Annotated in this window: 17 protein-coding genes; 9 read left to right on the top strand and 8 right to left on the bottom strand. The window is 70.4% G+C overall.

What is annotated here, in order from left to right; genetic code table 11:
* Nucleotides 1–8 precede the first annotated feature (8 nt).
* From EV671_RS15450 to EV671_RS15430, 5 genes are read left to right on the top strand one after another with little or no spacing between them, the layout of a single operon-like run.
* Nucleotides 9–971 carry a sulfonate ABC transporter substrate-binding protein gene (locus EV671_RS15450; protein WP_132573289.1) on the top strand — a complete coding sequence of 321 codons (963 nt, stop codon included), beginning with the start codon at nt 9–11 and terminating at the stop codon, nt 969–971.
* Entirely contained in the window at nt 968–1,915 is a 948-nt protein-coding gene (locus tag EV671_RS15445) for an aliphatic sulfonate ABC transporter substrate-binding protein (RefSeq protein WP_132573287.1), read from the top strand. The genes EV671_RS15450 and EV671_RS15445 overlap by 4 nt, the downstream gene beginning before the upstream one ends.
* Entirely contained in the window at nt 1,912–3,084 is a 1,173-nt protein-coding gene (gene ssuD / locus EV671_RS15440; protein ID WP_132573286.1) for an FMNH2-dependent alkanesulfonate monooxygenase, read from the top strand. Before EV671_RS15445 ends, ssuD begins: the two co-directional genes overlap by 4 nt.
* A gap of 4 nt (nt 3,085–3,088) precedes the next feature.
* Nucleotides 3,089–3,853 (top strand): aliphatic sulfonate ABC transporter permease SsuC, encoded by a 765-nt coding sequence (gene ssuC, locus EV671_RS15435; protein WP_132573285.1) that lies wholly within the window; start codon nt 3,089–3,091, stop codon nt 3,851–3,853.
* A gap of 1 nt (nt 3,854) precedes the next feature.
* Complete coding sequence (locus tag EV671_RS15430; protein ID WP_132573284.1) at nt 3,855–4,631, top strand: ATP-binding cassette domain-containing protein; 777 nt, start codon at nt 3,855–3,857, stop codon at nt 4,629–4,631.
* Here the strand turns inward: EV671_RS15430 and EV671_RS15425 are convergent.
* Nucleotides 4,628–5,038 carry a hypothetical protein gene (locus EV671_RS15425; protein ID WP_132573283.1) on the bottom strand — a complete coding sequence of 137 codons (411 nt, stop codon included), beginning with the start codon at nt 5,036–5,038 and terminating at the stop codon, nt 4,628–4,630. The genes EV671_RS15430 and EV671_RS15425 overlap by 4 nt on opposite strands.
* A 231-nt stretch (nt 5,039–5,269) precedes the next feature.
* On the opposite strand from EV671_RS15425, the gene EV671_RS15420 reads away from it, so the two are divergent.
* Nucleotides 5,270–6,364 (top strand): NHL repeat-containing protein, encoded by a 1,095-nt coding sequence (locus EV671_RS15420; protein ID WP_132573281.1) that lies wholly within the window; start codon nt 5,270–5,272, stop codon nt 6,362–6,364.
* A 13-nt stretch (nt 6,365–6,377) separates the two neighbouring features.
* On the opposite strand, the gene EV671_RS15415 is transcribed toward EV671_RS15420, so the two are convergent.
* Nucleotides 6,378–6,998, bottom strand: coding sequence for a hypothetical protein (locus tag EV671_RS15415; protein ID WP_132573279.1), 621 nt, complete (start codon nt 6,996–6,998; stop codon nt 6,378–6,380).
* A 206-nt stretch (nt 6,999–7,204) separates the two neighbouring features.
* On the opposite strand from EV671_RS15415, the gene EV671_RS15410 reads away from it, so the two are divergent.
* A complete protein-coding gene (locus EV671_RS15410; protein ID WP_243655750.1) occupies nt 7,205–7,543 on the top strand; it encodes a thioredoxin domain-containing protein in 339 nt (112 codons plus the stop codon).
* On the opposite strand, the gene EV671_RS15405 is transcribed toward EV671_RS15410, so the two are convergent.
* The 3 genes from EV671_RS15405 to EV671_RS15395 are packed head-to-tail and all read right to left on the bottom strand — an operon-like array spanning nt 7,534 to nt 9,954.
* Nucleotides 7,534–8,007 (bottom strand): hypothetical protein, encoded by a 474-nt coding sequence (locus EV671_RS15405; protein ID WP_132573275.1) that lies wholly within the window; start codon nt 8,005–8,007, stop codon nt 7,534–7,536. The two genes, EV671_RS15410 and EV671_RS15405, sit on opposite strands and share 10 nt — an antisense overlap.
* A gap of 10 nt (nt 8,008–8,017) precedes the next feature.
* A complete protein-coding gene (locus EV671_RS15400) occupies nt 8,018–9,529 on the bottom strand; it encodes a tripartite tricarboxylate transporter permease (RefSeq protein WP_132573273.1) in 1,512 nt (503 codons plus the stop codon).
* A complete protein-coding gene (locus EV671_RS15395; RefSeq protein WP_132573271.1) occupies nt 9,529–9,954 on the bottom strand; it encodes a tripartite tricarboxylate transporter TctB family protein in 426 nt (141 codons plus the stop codon). The genes EV671_RS15400 and EV671_RS15395 overlap by 1 nt, the downstream gene beginning before the upstream one ends.
* A 116-nt stretch (nt 9,955–10,070) precedes the next feature.
* On the opposite strand from EV671_RS15395, the gene EV671_RS15390 reads away from it, so the two are divergent.
* Both EV671_RS15390 and EV671_RS15385 read left to right on the top strand, forming a co-directional pair.
* Nucleotides 10,071–11,615, top strand: a complete 1,545-nt coding sequence (locus EV671_RS15390) for an ABC transporter permease/substrate-binding protein (RefSeq protein ID WP_132573269.1) — start codon at nt 10,071–10,073, stop codon at nt 11,613–11,615.
* A 57-nt stretch (nt 11,616–11,672) separates the two neighbouring features.
* Complete coding sequence (locus tag EV671_RS15385) at nt 11,673–12,458, top strand: substrate-binding periplasmic protein (RefSeq protein WP_165917586.1); 786 nt, start codon at nt 11,673–11,675, stop codon at nt 12,456–12,458.
* 114 nt (nt 12,459–12,572) lie between these two features.
* Here the strand turns inward: EV671_RS15385 and EV671_RS15380 are convergent, their stop codons facing one another.
* Genes EV671_RS15380 through EV671_RS15370 form a run of 3 tightly spaced genes read right to left on the bottom strand, consistent with a single transcriptional unit; the run spans nt 12,573 to nt 16,436 of the window.
* A complete protein-coding gene (locus EV671_RS15380; protein ID WP_132573265.1) occupies nt 12,573–13,955 on the bottom strand; it encodes a sensor histidine kinase in 1,383 nt (460 codons plus the stop codon).
* 10 nt (nt 13,956–13,965) lie between these two features.
* Nucleotides 13,966–15,426: a nickel-dependent hydrogenase large subunit gene (locus tag EV671_RS15375; protein ID WP_132573263.1), complete on the bottom strand. Its 1,461-nt coding sequence runs from the start codon at nt 15,424–15,426 to the stop codon at nt 13,966–13,968.
* On the bottom strand, nt 15,423–16,436 hold the full coding sequence (locus tag EV671_RS15370; RefSeq protein ID WP_132573261.1) for an NADH-quinone oxidoreductase subunit B family protein: 1,014 nt from the start codon (nt 16,434–16,436) through the stop codon (nt 15,423–15,425). Before EV671_RS15370 ends, EV671_RS15375 begins: the two co-directional genes overlap by 4 nt.

Below are 16,436 nucleotides of genomic sequence, written 5' to 3'. Positions count from 1 at the left end.
ACACCGCCATGCTCTTCCGCTCACTACTGCGCTGGACTGCCCTGCCCTTGCTGGCGGCCTTCAGCCTCCACGCCGGCGCCCAAACCAACACGCTGCGCGTCGGCTTCCAGAAATCCGCCAGCCTGCTGACGCTGCAGAAGTCCAGCGGCTCGCTGGAGAAACGGCTCGCACCCCTCGGCGTCGCCGTGAAATGGGTGGAGTTCCCCGCCGGCCCGCAACTGCTCGAAGGCCTGAACGTTGGCGCCGTCGACGTCGGCTTCGTCGGCGAGGCACCGCCCATCTTTGCGCAGGCCGCCGGCGCCAGCTTCGTCTACATCGGCTTCGACCCTGCCGCTCCCGAGGCCGAAGCCATCGTCGTGCCCAAGGACTCGGCCATCAGGTCGCTCGCCGACCTCAAGGGCCGGAAGATCGCGCTGAACAAGGGCAGCAATGTGCACTATCTGCTCGTCAAGGCATTGGAGAAACATGGCCTGAAGTACTCGGACATCCAGCCCGTCTTCCTGCCGCCGGCCGACGCGCGTGCGGCCTTCGAGCGCGGTGCCGTGGACGCCTGGGTGATCTGGGACCCCTTCCTCGCCGCCGTCGAGAAGCAAAGCGGTGCACGCGTGCTGCTGGACGGCCGCGGCGTCGTCAACAACTACGCCTACTACCTGGCCGAACGCGGCTATGCCCAGCACAACCCCAAGGTCATCCAGGCCCTGTTCGACGACAGCCAGGCCCAGGCAGCCTACCTCAAGGCCAACACCCGGGCCGCGGCCGCCGTCATCGCACCCCTGCAGGGGCTGGAGCCCGAGGTCGTCGAGAAGAGCCTGACGCGCTACCCGTTCGGCGTGAAGCCGCTGACCGCGGCCGTCGCTGCCGAACAGCAGAAGATCGCCGACGCCTTCCATGCACTCGGCCTCATCCCCAAGCCCATCCGCGTGGCCGATGCGCTGCCGGGCGGTGCGAGTGTCGCGGAGGCCGCCCGGTGAGCACGTCAACGACCCGCCGTGCGGCGGTGGCCATCCTGGCGACGACGGCCTCGGTCTGGACGCGAGCCAAGGCCGACTCGCCGTCCCAGCTTCGCATCGGCTTCCAGAAGGGATCGCTCAACCTCGCGCTGCTCAAAAGCTACGGCCTGCTGGAGCAGCGCCTGCCCGGCACCAAGCTGCAATGGACCGAGTTCCCCGCCGGCCCACAGCTGCTGGAGGCGTTGGCCCTGGGCAGCGTGGACCTCGGCGCCACCGGCGACGCGCCGCCCGTGTTCGCCCAGGCCGCCGGCAAGGACATCGTCTACGTCGGTGCCGAGCCGCCCAAGCCCGACAGCTCGGCCCTGCTGGTCAAGCCCGACTCACCGCTGAGGAAGCTCGCCGACATCAAGGGTCGGCGCATCGCCTTGCAGAAGGGCAGCAGCGCTCATTTCCTGACGGTGCAGGCCGTGAAGCGCGTGGGCCTGGCCTGGACCGACATCCAGCCCGTCCACCTCGCGCCGGCCGATGCGCGCGCCGCCTTCGAGCGCGGCTCGGTGGATGCCTGGGCCGTGTGGGACCCCTATTTCGCGGCTGCGGAAATCAGCGGCGAGCTGCGTGCCCTGGCCACCAGCCGCGGCCTGACGAACAACAACACCTTCTATCTCGCCTCGCGCACGCTGAGCCAACAGCCGGCCCTCGTGAGGACCCTCTTCCAGGCCCTGACCGACACCGACGCCCGCGTGCAGGCCGACCGCCGCGATGCAGCCCAGCGCTATGCCGACTTTGCCGGCCTGCCGCTGGCCACCGTGCTGCGCATGGTCGAACGCCGCGGTGCGGCGCCGGTCGGGCCGCTGACAGCGGCCCTGGTCAAGGAGCAGCAGCAAGTGGCCGACGCCTTCGCCGAGCTCGGTCTCATTCCACACCCCATCCGCGTCGCCGACGCCCTCATACAGGTGAAAGCATGAAGATCTTCTGGTTCATCCCCACCCATGGCGACAGCCGCTATCTCGGCAGCTCGCGCGGCGCACGCGTGGCCGACCATGCCTACTTCAAGCAGATCGCCATCGCCGCCGACAGCCTCGGCTACAAGGGCGTGCTGCTGCCCACCGGCCGCAGCTGCGAGGATTCGTGGATCGTCGCGGCCAGCCTCATCGACGCCACCCGGCGGCTGAAGTTCCTCGTCGCGCTGCGCCCCGGCCTCGTCGCGCCCGCGCAAAGCGCGCGCATGGCCGCCACGCTGGACCGCCTCTCCGGCGGCCGCCTGCTCGTCAACCTCGTCACCGGTGGCGACGCCGACGAGCTGGCGGGCGACGGCCAGTTCCTGGACCACACGGCGCGCTACGAACAGTCCGCCGAGTTCATCCGCATCTGGCGCGAGCTGCTGGCCCGCTCGCACGATGGCGAAAGCTTCGATTTCGACGGCCGGCATCTCAGTGTCAAGGGCGGAAAAATCCTGTACCCGCCCATCAACCGCCCCTACCCACCGGTGTTCTTCGGCGGTTCTTCGGCGCCCGCGCACGAGCTGGCCGCCGCCCAGGTCGACACCTATCTGACCTGGGGCGAGCCCCCGGCCGACGTCGAGAAGAAGCTTGCCAACGTGCGCGAGCGCGCCGCCGCCCATGGCCGCCAGCTGCGCTACGGCATCCGCCTGCATGTCATCGTGCGCGAAACCGAGGACGAGGCCTGGCGTGCAGCAGGCGAGCTGCTGTCGCAGCTGGACGAGGCGACCGTGGCCGCCGCCCAGGCCCGCTTTAAGAGCATGGACTCGGTCGGCCAGCGCCGCATGGCTGAGCTGCACGGCGGCCAGTTCAACAAGGCCGACGTGCGCCAGGGGCTGGAGATCGCCCCCAATCTGTGGGCCGGCGTCGGCCTGGCGCGGGGAGGCGCGGGCACGGCCCTGGTCGGCAACCCGCAGCAGGTGGCCGACCGCATCAAGGAGTACGCCAATCTCGGCCTGGAATACTTCATCCTCAGCGGCTACCCGCACCTGGACGAGGCCCACCGCTTTGCCGAACTGGTCTTCCCGCTGCTCCCGCTGGACCTGCGTGAAAAGCTCAGCGCGCCGGTGCTGACCGGCCCCTTCGGCGAAGTCGTGGCGAACAGCTACGCACCCAAGGCCGTGTCCGCCAGCTGACCCCATGCTGCGCCGCCTGATCCCCTGGCTGCTGCCGGCGGCCATCCTCGCCGCCTGGGAGATCGCCTCGCGCAGCGGCCTGCTGTCCGCGCGCATCCTGCCCGAGCCGGCCGCCGTGCTGGCCGCGTTCTGGCAGCTGCTGCGCTCGGGCGAACTGGCCCATCACGTGGCCGTCAGCACCGCACGGGCCTTCTCCGCGCTGGCCCTGGGCGGGGGCCTGGGGCTGCTGCTCGGCCTCGTCACCGGCACCTGGAAGGCGGCCGAGGCCCTGCTGGACACGACGCTGCAGATGCTGCGCAACATCCCGGCGCTGGCGCTGATCCCGCTGGTCATCCTGTGGTTCGGCATCGACGAGGCGGCCAAGCTCGTGCTCGTCGCGGTCGGCGTGTTCTTCCCGGTCTACCTCAACACCTTCCACGGCATCCGCAACGTCGACCGCGACCTCATCGAGATGGCGCGCAGCTACGGCCTTGGCGGCTGGCAGCTGTACGCCCAAGTCATCCTGCCCGGCGCGCTGCCGTCCATCCTCGTCGGCCTGCGCTTCTCGCTGGGGCTGATGTGGGTGCTGCTCATCGTCGCCGAGACGCTGTCGGCCCAGGCCGGTATCGGCTACCTGACGATGAATGCCCGCGAGTTCCTGCAGACCGACATCGTGCTCGTCGGCATCCTGCTCTATGCCTTGCTGGGCAAGCTGGCCGACGTGGTCGCGCGCGGCCTGGAGCGCGCCTGGCTGCCCTGGCACAGGGGTTATGCGAAGGAGGCGCCCTGAGATGTGGCTGAGCGAATTCGATGCGCCCGTGCTGCCGCGCGAGCACGTGCATGAAGCGCCCACACCGCCGAAGGGCCTGGCGCTGAAGCTGCGCGGCGTCGCCAAATCCTTCGGCCCGCGCCATGTGCTGAAGGACCTGGACCTCGCCATCGCGCCGGGCGAGTTCGTCGCCCTGGTGGGCCGCAGCGGCTGCGGCAAGAGCACGCTGCTGCGCCTCATCGCCGGGCTGGACACGCCCACGGCCGGCCTCGTCGAGGCGGGCGCGGCGGACGAACGCCGGCTGATGTTCCAGGACGCGCGCCTGCTGCCGTGGAAGCGCGTCGTCGACAACGTGGCCATGGGTCTCGCAGGCCCCGATGCGAAGCCGCGCGCGATGGAGGCCCTGGTCCAGGTCGGCCTGGCCGGCCGCGGCGGCGACTGGCCCGCGACGCTCTCCGGCGGCCAGCGCCAGCGCGTGGCCCTGGCCCGCGCACTGGTGCACCGCCCGCGCCTGCTGCTGCTTGACGAGCCCCTCGGCGCGCTGGATGCGCTGACGAGGCTGGAGATGCACCGCCTCATCGAGCAGCTGTGGCGCCACCATGGCTTCACGGCCCTGCTCGTGACCCACGACGTCGCCGAGGCCGTGGCCCTGGCCGACCGCGTGCTGCTCATCGACCGCGGCGGCATCGCGCTGGATGCGACGGTGTCGCTGGCCCGGCCGCGCTCGCGCGCGGCGGCAGGGTTTGCGGAGCTGGAGGAGCGCGTGCTGCGCCACATCGTCGGCCAGCCGCTGGGTTAGGGCACTATCACCACGCCCTTGCCCACCAGCCTGCCGTCTTCCAGCAGCTCGAACCCGGGCTGGACCCGCTCGACGCTCACCGCCGCGTCGCAGATCAGCGAGGCGTTGCTCGTCCGCCCCGGCTCCAGCGACGGGAAGCTGGACGGCAGCTCCACGCGACAGTGCACCTCCTCCGCCTCGGGCGCGAAGCGAACCTGGGCCTGATGGTTGTTGACGATCGGGGCGCTGCGCCCGGCCTCAGCGTCCGCCTTCAGCAGCGTGAGGCTCACCGAGATGGACGCCCCAGCGCCGTAGGCCACGGGCGCGGCCGGCTTGGGCTCGTCCCCCGTCCCGAGGCAGCCAGCGGCCATCACGGCGGTAGCAACGCTGGCGGCCAGCCCAGCGGCGCCGTGCTTACGCTTGTCCATGGCGATACCAGGTCAAAGTGAGGCACAACCGTTATACGCCGAGTCTGGAACCCTGACGCAACGGCCCGGCGCCGCGCAAAGGACGGATGAAGCTCACGTTGAAGCCATACCTGACGGCAGGGTTTTCATTGGGCATTTGAACCCCTGGCACGCGCAGAGGTACGCACCGCCGACAACTGCCCCGCGCCAGGCGCGGGGCGCGCCATCTTGGTCCAGCCCATGGAGTGAGTGATGACGAACTCGCCTGCCCTGATGCGCACCCTAAGGCGCGCCTTGCCCGACTTTCCCGCGGCGATCCTCGCCGCCGCGACGGCCCTCGCAGCCCTGCCGGCCACGCCCGCGAATGCGGGCGGGCAATTCAACATGCCGGGCAATCTGCTGATCACCGATCAGTTCAACAACCGCGTGATCGAGATCGACCCGGCCGGAACCATCGTCTGGAGCTTCGGCAGCGGCCTGGGGAACACGTCGGCCGGCGCCATCGTCGGCGTCAACGACGCCGAGCGCGTCGGGGTCTATACGCTGATGGCGGGCACCGGCACTCCGGCCGGCGCCACCAAAAACTGCAAGAAGTCCGGCTGCCCCGACAACCGCGTGATCCTGGTCGACCCCGGCGACCATATCGTCTGGCAGTACGGCCAGTTCGGCGTCACCGGCTTTGGTCCCAACCAGCTCAACACGCCGGTGCAGAACACCTTCCTGCCGAACGGGAACGTGCTGATCACCGACCAGGGCAACTCACGCATCATCGAGGTGCGGCCCGCGGACAACGCCATCGTGTGGCAATACGGGCAGAGCGGCGTCGCGGGTTCCGGCCCGAACCAGCTGAACAACCCGAACTCCGCCGAACTGCTCGCCAACGGCCACATCCTGATCGCCGACGAGAACAACAACCGGGCCATCGAGGTCACCCACGCGATGCCCAGCGTGATCGTCGCGAGCTTCTCGGCACAGGGCAGCGTCAGCGGCATGGCATTCGCCAGCCGGCTGCCGAACGGCAACACGCTGCTCACCGACGCCAACAACAGCCGCGTCGTCGAGGTCGACGGCAGCGACCGGCCCGTGTGGCAATACCTCACCAACCTGCGCCCGGGCAGCAACCCGACGCCGCAGCCGACCCGCGCGGTGCGGCTGGCCAACGGCAACACGCTGATCAGCGATCAGTTCAACAACCAGGTGATCGAGGTGAATGCCGCCCTGGAGATCGTGGCCAGCTACGGGACGATCAACAGCTCGGGCTTCAATCCGAAGACTGCGACGCAGATGAACGCCCCGTACAGCGCCTACAAGATCGGCGACTACACCGGGATCACGCCGCCGTTCTGATCCGGCGCGCGGCTCAGGCGTTGGCCGCGAGCGAGCCGGGATAGCTCAACGAACTCGACGCGGCCGACACCGAGAACACGACACTCGCCGAGCCGGCCTGCTGCATCAGCGAGGTGTAGAGCGAGATCACGCCGCCCGAGCTTTTGGAAAGCCTGGCGGCCTGCGAGATGGCCGCACTCTGCTGGATCGTCGACGAGAGCTTCAGCGCGTCGCGCGCCTGCGTGGCGATGCGGCTCGCGAAGCCGGGCTGGCCGGTGTCCGCGTTCAGGATGGCCTTGACCGCGGCCTTGTCGGCTTCGCTGCCCTTGACATCGACCGCGCCGGCGCTGCTCACCGAGAACTCCACCGCGCCACCGAGCTTGACGCCGGCCTTGGCCAGCGCCGCGCGCAGGTCGGTGGCCAGGGTCTTCTGGGCGCCGTCCAGGCCCTGGGCCGCCGCCGCGTTCCTGGCCGTGCCGGCCGCGCGCTGCAGTGACGCCGCCGACAGCGTGCCGACCTGGCCCTGGGCATTGCCGTGGGCCTTGGCCAGCAGGGCAGCCGCCTGCGCGCCCGCGCCGCTGGTCGAGGACGGATCGTCCTGGGACTGGGCGGTCAGGTAGTTGAGCAGGGCGTTGCTGTTGATGCTGGAGATCACGGCAGATCCAGGAAGCGGGTTCGCGGCCGCATCATGCCGGCGCCGTGAACGCGCCGAAGGGCGCAGTTGCGGCGGAAAGGGCGGCTTGCTCAGGCGTTTGATGGAGCGTAGGGGTGTTCAAGGAGTCTCCAGCAAGGCAGCCCTCAACCCGTCCGGCGATCTGTGCCGAGCGAACCCGCCGGGCCGCCATGGCACCATGCCGCCCCATGACCCTTTATGTCGCCTGCCTCTGCGCGGCCTGGTGCCGCACCTGCGAGTCCTACCAGCAAATTTTCGAGGCCACCTGCGCCGAGCTGCCGCAGGCCGGCCTGCATGTGCGCTGGATCGACATCGAGGACGAGGCCGAGCTGATCGGTGACCTGGACATCGAGACCTTCCCCACGCTGCTGATCGCCGACGACACGCAGGTGCGCTTCGCCGGGCCGCTGGCGCCGCAGCCGGAGACGCTGAGGCGCGTGCTGCGTGCCCATCTGGACGACGCCCGTGCGGCGGGCGTGCCACCCGAGGTGCAGGCCCTGGCCGCGCGGCTGCGCGTTCAGAGCTGAGCCGGTGGCACCACTGACGCCGAGTCCGTCTTCGGCGATGGCCACTTGCTGGCGATGGGGGCCACGGCAGACGCCAGCTCTTCGGCGGTCCAGTTCCGTGTGAGCCAGATCGTGAGCGCGGCATTGGACAGGTGCCACGTCAGCATGTTGCGGTGCGGCTGCGCCTGCAGGAAGTCGCGCGACACCCAGTACGCGAGCGTCTCTCCGGGCGCGGGCTGCCCGGTCGGCGCGAACAGTTCCCAGGCGAAGCCGTAAGGGGTCATCGGCTCAGTGCGAAGTTCGCCCTGACCGTCGGCCAACCGCCAGATGCGGGCCTGCTCGGTAGCCGGCACCATCCGTTCGGGCTTGGCCGGCCGCCCTTCGATGCTCGCGAGCATCGCCGCATAGAGCAGCCACGGCGACAGCAAAAGCAGCGTGACCAACACCCCCGCCGTGCCCGCCAGCAAGCGCATCAACCGGCGCATCGAGACTGCCTCAGGTCGCCGCGCCCGTGACCGCAGGCGGCGCAATGCGCCGCCGTGCCCGGAAGAACACTACCAACTGCCACACCACGAAGACTCCGATCAGCGCCAGCAGCCCTCCGCTGATGGGCCGCGTCACGAAGGTCATGAAGCTGCCGCGGCTCAGCAGCAGCGCGCGGCGGAAATATTCCTCCTGCATGGGGCCGAGGATGAAGCCCAGCATCAGCGGCGCGGCGTCCATGTCCAGGCGCACGAAGAGATAGCCCAGCAGGCCGAAGGCGGCCGTCGTGAAGATGTCGTCCAGGTTGTTGTTGACGCTGAAGGTGCCGATGCAGCAGAAGAACAGGATGGCCGGGAACAGCACCGCATAGGGAATCTTGAACACCGACAGCCAGTAGCGCACCAGCGGCACGTTAAGCACGACGAGGAAGACATTGCCCACCCACATGCTGGCCACCAGGCCCCAGAACAGGTCGGGGTGGCCCGAGATCATGTTGGGCCCGGGCTGGATGCCCTTGATGATGAAGGCGGCCATCATCAGCGCCATGACCGGGTTCTCGGGGATTCCGATGCTCATCAGCGGGATGAAGCTGGTGCGCGCGGCGGCCTCGTCGGCGGCGGCCTGGCCGGCCACGCCCTCGATGGCGCCGCTGCCGATCTCGTCCTTGTACTTGCTGACCTTCTTGTCCAGCGCATAGGCGGCGAACTGCGCGATGACCGGGCCGCCGCCGGGCAGGATGCCGAGCGCCGAGCCCACCACGCTGCCACGCAGGGCGCTGGGGATGATGCGCTTGAACTCGGCCCAGCTGGGCATCAGGTGGATCTTGCCGTTGAAGGGCGAGCGCTCCTCGCGGGCATCGAGGTTCTTCGTGATCTCGGCGATGCCGAAGCAGCCCAGGGCCACACTGACCAGGCCCACGCCGTCCATCAGGAAGGGCAGGTCGAAGGTGTAGCGCTGCTGGCCCGAGATCACATCGGTGCCGATCGAGCCCAGCAGCACGCCCACCAGGCACATGGCCAGCCCGTTGAGCAGGCTGCCCGTGGTGACGAAGCTGACGCAGAAGAAGCCGAGCAGGATCAGCGAGCAGTAGTCCGCCGGGCCGAACAGCAGGGCCACCTCGCCCAGCGTCGGCGCCAGGCTGGCCAGCACGACGATGGCCACCGTGCCGCCGATGAAGCTGGAGATGCCGGCGGTGAACAGGGCCAGGCCGGTGCGGCCCTTCAGCGTCAGCTGGTAGCCGTCGATGCAGGCCACGATGGAGCTGGCATGCGGGATCTTCATCGTGATCGCGCTGACCGAGTCGCCGTACTGGGCGCCGTAGTAGATGCCGGCCAGCATGATGAGGGCCCCGCCGGTGGGGATGGAGTAGGTCAACGGCAGCAGCAGGCTGATGGTGGCGAGCGGCCCGAGGCCGGGCAGCAGGCCCACCAGCGTGCCAACGATGCAGCCGATGGCGCAGAACAGCAGGTTCTGCATCGTCAGCGCATGGCCGAAACCGAAAGCCAGGTTCTGGAGGATGTCCATCAGTACAGCGGCAGGTTCAGGCCGAGCAGCTTCTGGAAGCCGAAGGCGATGGCGACGAGGCAGGCGGCGACCTTGAGGTCGCGGCGCCAGGAGCGGGTCGAGGCGGCGAAGCCGGCGATGAAGGTCATCAGCACGATGCCGGCCACCATGTTGTGCAGCAGCTTGCTGACGAGGGCGAAGCTGCACAGCGCCGTCAGCAGCAGCGCGATATTGCGCGGGTTGAAGACCAGCGGCACTGGCGCGACGAAGCGCGAGCGCACGATGGTCACCACCGCCACGATGCCCAGCAGGCTGCTGACCAGCAGCGGGAACAGGCCGGGCCCGGCGTGGGAGAAGTCGTTGATGGGATAACGCAGCGCGCCCAGGCCGAAGCCCAGCGCGATGGCCGCGAGCACGAGGCCGCGGACGAGGTTGCGATCGTTCATGGAGGAAGGTGGGATGAAGTTGAGGCCACTCTAGGGAGAACCGACGGGGTCGCCATGTCACGCTTTCCACGAGTTGACAGATCGGCACAAGCCGCCCCTGCCCTAGCATGGGCGGCATGCAAGCCGATGCTTCCCCTGGCCTCCGCCCCCGCCGCAGCTTCTGGCCGGCACGGGCCGCGGCCTTCCTGCTGGCGCTGTTGGCCGGCCCGCTGACGGCGGCGCCGCTGGCCGTCGGCTCCAAGCGCTTCACCGAGAGCTATCTGCTCGGCGAGATCGTCACGCAGACACTGGCCGCCCAGGGCATCGCCGCCGAGCACCGCCAGGGCCTGGGCAACACGGCCATCCTGGCCGCCGCGCTGCGCGAGGGCCAGATCGACGTCTACCCCGAGTACACCGGCACCATCGTGCGCGAGCTGCTCAAGCGCAGCGCAACAACCGATGCGCAGGCACCGCTGGCCCAGATCAACGCCTGGCTCGCGCCCCTGGGCCTGAAGGCCGCCGTGCCGCTGGGCTTCAACAACAGCTATGCGCTGGCCATGCGCGAGGCCGACGCGGCGCGCTTGGGCATCACGACGATTTCAGAGCTCGCCGCCAAGGCCCCGGCGCTCCGACCCGGCCTGTCGCACGAATTCATCGCCCGCGCCGACGGCTGGCCGGCCCTGCAGCGCGCCTACGGCCTCGGGCTCGCGCCCGGCGCCGGCCTGGACCATGGCCTGGCCTATGCGGCGCTGGCGGGCGGCCAGGTCGACCTCATCGACGTCTACACGACCGACGCCCAGCTCGCGCGCCAGCCGGTGCGCGTGCTGAAGGACGACCGCGCCTTCTTCCCGCGCTACGACGCGGTGCTGCTGATGCGCGCCACGGTGGACGAGCAGCCGCTGCGCGGCCTCACGGGCCGGCTGCCCGAGGCGACCATGATCCGCCTCAATGCGGCGGCCGAGCTGGAGGGGCGCCCGTTTGCGGAGGTCGCGCACGGCTTCCTCGGCCAGGCCGGGCCCGCGGCCCTGCCACGCCAGGGCCTGCCGGCCCGGCTGCTGGCACCCGACCTGCCTCGGCTGCTCGCCCAGCACCTGGCCCTGGTGCTGGCCTCGCTGCTGCTGGCCGTGGCGGTGGCCGTGCCGCTGGGCATCGCAGCCCACCGGCTGCCGCGTCTGGCCGCGCCGGTGATGGCGGCCGTGGGCCTGCTGCAGACCCTGCCCTCGCTGGCCCTGCTGGCCTTCCTGATCGCCCTCGTCGGCCGCATCGGCTTCGTGCCGGCGCTGCTGGCCCTGTTCGTCTATGCGCTGCTGCCCATCGTGCGCAACACCCACGCCGGCCTGCAGGGCGTGCCGGCCGGCCTCGGGCAGGCCGCCCAGGCCCTGGGCCTGACGCGCGGGCAGACGCTGCGCGCCATCGAGCTGCCGCTGGCCCTGCCGACGCTGATGGCCGGCGTGAAGACCGCCGCCGTCACCAACGTGGGCACGGCAACGGTGGCGGCCTTCGTCGGCGCCGGCGGCCTGGGCGAGCGCATCGTCGCAGGCCTCGCGGTCAACGACAGCACGCTGATGCTGGCCGGCGCGCTGCCGGCCGCCGCGCTGGCCGTGGGGGTGCAACTGCTGTTCGAGCTGCTCGAGCGCGCGGCCGGCCGGCCGCACAATAGGCCGCAAACAACCCGGGGCTGACCCGGAGACCATGGGGCAAAGCGCATGAACGCGATGTTGCGATCAGGCTTGCGGGGCATGTGCGCGATCGCCGGGTTGACCGCGGCCTGGGCCGAGGCCGGCTGCCAGCGATCCATCGACGTGCCGATGGCCCCCATCGGCCTGAGCGTCAGCTTCGACGGCGAACGCGCCGGCGGCATCTACCCGACACTGCTGCGCGAGCTGGCCGCCAGCGCGGGCTGCGAGTTCCAGATCCGCCGCGTGCCGCGGGCACGGCTGCTGAAGATGTTCGAGGCGGGCGAGGCCGACCTGCTGATTCCCGCATCGGCCTCGCCGGCGCGCGAGCAGGACGGCGAGTTCGTGCCCTTGATCCAGGTGCGTGCCAGCCTGCTGATGCTGTCGCGCGAGCGGCCCGCGCCACGCTCGCTGGCCGAGCTCGTCGCCCGGTCCGACTACAGGCTCGCCGTCGTGCGCGGCTTCTCCTTCGGCACGGCCTACGACGGCGCGGTGGCCACGCTGCGCGAGCAGAAACGCCTCGTCGAGGAGGCCGACGCGGCCGGCGTGGCCCGCGCGCTGCGCCTGGGCATCGCCCAGGCCAGCGTCATGACGGCGTCCATCTTCGTCAGCACGCTGATCACCGAGCCCGATCTCGCGCCGCTGCTCAAGCAGGTGCGCAGCGAACCGCTGGAGGAGTTGGGCTGGTCGGAGAGCGGCGTCTATCTGTCGCGCCTGCGCCTCAGCGAGGCCGACCGGCGCACGCTGCGCCAGGCCTTCGGCCAGGCGGCGAAGACGGGCCGGGTCTGGCAGCTGTTCAACGACAGCTATCCGCCGGGCAGCCTGGGCGGCAGCATCCGGCCGAACTGAGGGATTCGCCAGCCCTCCCGGGGGCGCCCGGCTTCTCCTGCGGCGCCATGCGCTGAACGCAGTGGCGTGGCGACGCCGAAGCCGCAAGGGATCCCCCAACGACGACGCAACCGCTCACGAATGTCCGGGAAACCCGGGCCGATTCACCGGCGACGTCAACCTGGGCAGGCTGACCTCGAACCGCGCGCCGCCCGCCGGCAGGTTCCGGGCGCTCAGCACGCCGCCATGCTGCTCGACGATGCCGTAGCTGATCGACAGCCCCAGGCCCGTGCCCTTGCCGACCGGCTTGGTCGTGAAGAAGGGGTCGAAGATGCGGGACAGATCGGCCTCGGCGATGCCCGGCCCGTTGTCGTCGACCCGCAGCAGGACGTGCGTGGCGGTCGCGTCGATGGCGATGCTCACCTGCGGTGCCTGTTGCGGGCGCTCGGACGTGGCATCCAGCGCGTTCTGCAGCAGGTTCATGACGACCTGCTGCAACTGGCCGGCGTTGCCGCGGACGATGCAGGGCTCGCCCGGCCGCCACTGCAGCTGCAGGCCGCGCGACGCGCCCTTGCTGATCCACAGCACGGAGCGGTCCACCACCTTGTTCAGGTCCACGTCCTGGCGGTTCTCGGTGTCCACGGCCGAGAAGCGCTTCAGGCCGTTGACGATGTCCGCCGTGCGCTGGGCGCCTTCGATGGTGCCCTCCAGCAGCGAGGGCAGGTCGTCCAGGATGTGTGGCACGCGCAGCCGGGTGCGCAGAGCCTGCAGCTCGGCCGGCGTCCGGCCCTCGTGCACCGCCTGGATGTAGTCGCGCAGCCGCTCGCTGTAGCGGCCGAGCGCATGCACATTGCCCAGCACGAAGCTGATGGGGTTGTTCAGCTCGTGGGCCACGCCGGCCACCAGCCGGCCCAACGACGCCATCTTCTCGGAATGCAGCAGCTGCTGCTGGGTGCGCTTGAGGGCCTCGTGGGCGCTGCGCAGCTCCTGGTAGGCGCGACGGATCTCGGCCGTCGGGCGCGCCACCAGCACGGTGCCCACGCGCCGCTGCGAGGCGGCGAAGCGGGGCGTGCAGTTGGCGTCCACCGGCACGCCTTCGCCACCGGCACCGCGCAGGTTGAGCTCGATGGACTCGCCGCGCCGGGTCGGGCTGCGGTTGGCCATGACGGCGCGGGCACGCGCCTCGCTGGCCGGGTCGGCCAGCAGGTCGTAGAGCGAGGTGCCGCGCAGTTGCTGCTCGCTGCGCCCCACCAGCTCGCACAGCGCGGCATTGGTCTCCTCGATCAGGCCCTGCGCATCGCAGACCACCAGCACGTCGGACATCGCCGACAGCACGCTGAAGATGAACTGCTGCGACTGCTCCAGCTCGGCGTTCTTCTTCTCCAGCTCGATCTCGTCGGTGACGAGCTGGGAATAGACCTCGTCCATCTTCTGGATCACGTCGACCCAGGCGGCGTCGTCCATGCCCTGGGGGGGCGGCTCGGGGGGCTGGGTGTCGAGACGGGGGCGCGGCGGCATGGTGGTCAGGTCAGTGCACGGTGCAGACCATGCAGGGGTCGAAGGAGCGCACGATGTGCTGCACGGCCACCGGCGTGTCCTCGCCGTCCTGCACCGGCGCGCCCACCAGGGCCTGCTCCAGCGCGCCGGGCGTGCCGGCGGCGTCGCGCGGCGAGAAGTTCCAGCTCGTGGGAGCCACGATCTGGTAGTTGGCGATGCGCCCGCCGCGCACCGACACCCAATGCCCCAGCGCGCCGCGCGCAGCCTCGTTCAGGCCCCTGCCGTCGCCCTCCTGCGGCAGCGGCGCGTTCTCGCAATAGGCCTGCCCCGGCTGCAACGCCTGCAGCCAGGCCTCGATGAGCGGCAGCACGCGCGCCAGCTCCAGCACGCGCGTCAGCACGCGCGTGAACACGCAGCCACCGTGGCGGCGCACCGCGTCATGCACCAGCGCATGGCCGGCCGCGAGCTGGCGGGCGATGGCGCCGGTCTCGACGACCTGGCCGGCCAGGCGCGGCGCCTTGTTCCAGGTGTAGGCGCCGGGCTTGTCGGCCTCGGGCTCGGTCAGGCCCACGCGCGGATGGCGTGGGCCGCCGCCGTCCTGCAGCCAGGCGTGCGTGGCGTCCTCCGTGATGGCCGTGGTGTCCAGCGGCCGCAGCTGCGCCAGCGCAGCGTCCCACACGCCGGCGGCAAAAGCGTGGCCGCCCTCGGGGCGCGGGTAGGCACCATAGCTGAGGTAGCGGCCCGGGCCGGGGCCCAGTGCGGCGAGCGCCGGGTCCAGCATGGCGCTGAGGAAGAGCCGGAAGTCGCCGCGCGCGGGCTCGCGGGCATGCCAGGCCCACAGCGCCGCCTCGTCGGCCAGCGCATCGAAGGCTTCCAGCGGCGTGCCGCCGAACAGCTCGCGCTCCAGAAAGCCGCGGAACTCGCGCACCCGCGCCAGCAGCCGCGTGCGCTCCGAGGACTCGACCGCGCGCGACGAGCCGCCCGGCTCCAGGCTCTGGGTGTGCGGCCATTTGCCGGCCAGCGTGCCCAGCAGCTCGAACCAGCGCTGGCGCGCGGCGATGGCCTTGCGCAGCTGCTCGCCGCGCTCGGGCAGGAAGCGCGCCACCGCATCGGCATGCCAGGGCCGGCCAGCGTAGGCGGCGCGGGCGAAGTCGGGCATGAAGAACAGGTAGAAGTGGGTCAGGTGGTCGGCCAGGTTCTCGATGGCCAGGATGGTGTTGGTGACGTGGCGGCCATTGGCCGGCATGGCCACGCCGGACAGGTCGGCCAGCGCATGCGCCGCCGCCACCGACTGCGACACCGAGCAGATGCCGCAGATGCGCGGCACATAGACCAGCGCGTCGTGCGGCGCCTTGCCCTGCAGGATCTGCTCGAAGCCACGGTACATCGGCGAATTCACATGCGCGGCGCGCACACGGCCCTCGGCCACGTCCAGCGTGACCTCGAGGTCGCCTTCGACGCGGTTGAAGGGGCCGACGATCAGGCGAGTCATTTCAGTCTTGTCTTGCGGATGGCCGGCGTGACGACGCGGTGGTCGGCCGTCGCGTTGAGCTTCACGCGCTTGGGCGTGGCCGACTTGGACAGCGAGGCCAGCGCGACGAACCAGGCCTTGGGCATGTCGGTGGGCAGGCCGATAGGGATGCCGGCGATCTTGGGCGTCTGGTGGAAGGGATGGCCGGGCTCCTGGAAGCCCGGCTCGGTGCAGGCGATGCAGGCATAGCCGCCGCGCGTGCACGAGCCCTCGCCGTTCCACAGCCGCGTGTTGCAGTCGGCATGCACCTGGGTGCCCTTGCAGCCCATGTGCTCCATCATGCAACCCAGGTCGGACGGCTTTTCGGCGCTGGCCTTGAACTCGTAGAACTCGTTGCGGGTGCAACCGTGGTGCACGAGCTGGTCGGCATACAGGCGCGGCCGGCCCAAGGCATCCAGCGCGTCGGCACCGAGCTCACCCGCGGCCAGGGCCATCAGCGTGTCGATGACCCAGCCCGGGTGCGTCGGGCAACCGGCCACGTTCACCACCGGCAGGCCCGCGCGTGAGCGGAAGCCCGCGCCCAGCAGGCCGCCGATGCGCTCGTCCTCGTACTGCAGGCCGCAGGCATCGGTCGGGTTGGCGCCGCCGGCCGTCACGCCGCCCCAGGCCGCGCAGCTGCCGATGGCCGCGACGACGCCGGCCCACTCGGCCAGGCGCTGCACCCAGTGGATCATCGGCAGGCCGGTACCGGCCAGCACATGGAAGCGCCCCGTGCCGTTGGGGCCACGCAGCAGCGCACCCTCCACGCACAGCGCGTCCAGCCGCACACGGCCTTCGAGCACATCGTTCAGCAGTGCGACGACGCTGCCGCCCGTCTCCAGCGACAGCGACGGGTGCCACAACAAGTTGATCCCGGCATCGCGCAACTGGCCGTGGAAGTCGGTCGTGTCGGCGCACAGCAGCGACATGCTGCAGCCGCCGCAGCCACCGGACTGCAGCCACAGCACATTGAAGGCCGGCTTCGTCGTCAT

Origin of the sequence: Roseateles saccharophilus (assembly GCF_004342485.1) — a bacterium.
Lineage (GTDB): Bacteria > Pseudomonadota > Gammaproteobacteria > Burkholderiales > Burkholderiaceae_C > Pelomonas > Pelomonas saccharophila.
Note: the sequence above shows the minus strand (reverse complement) of the source record. Positions and strands in the feature narration are given on the sequence as shown.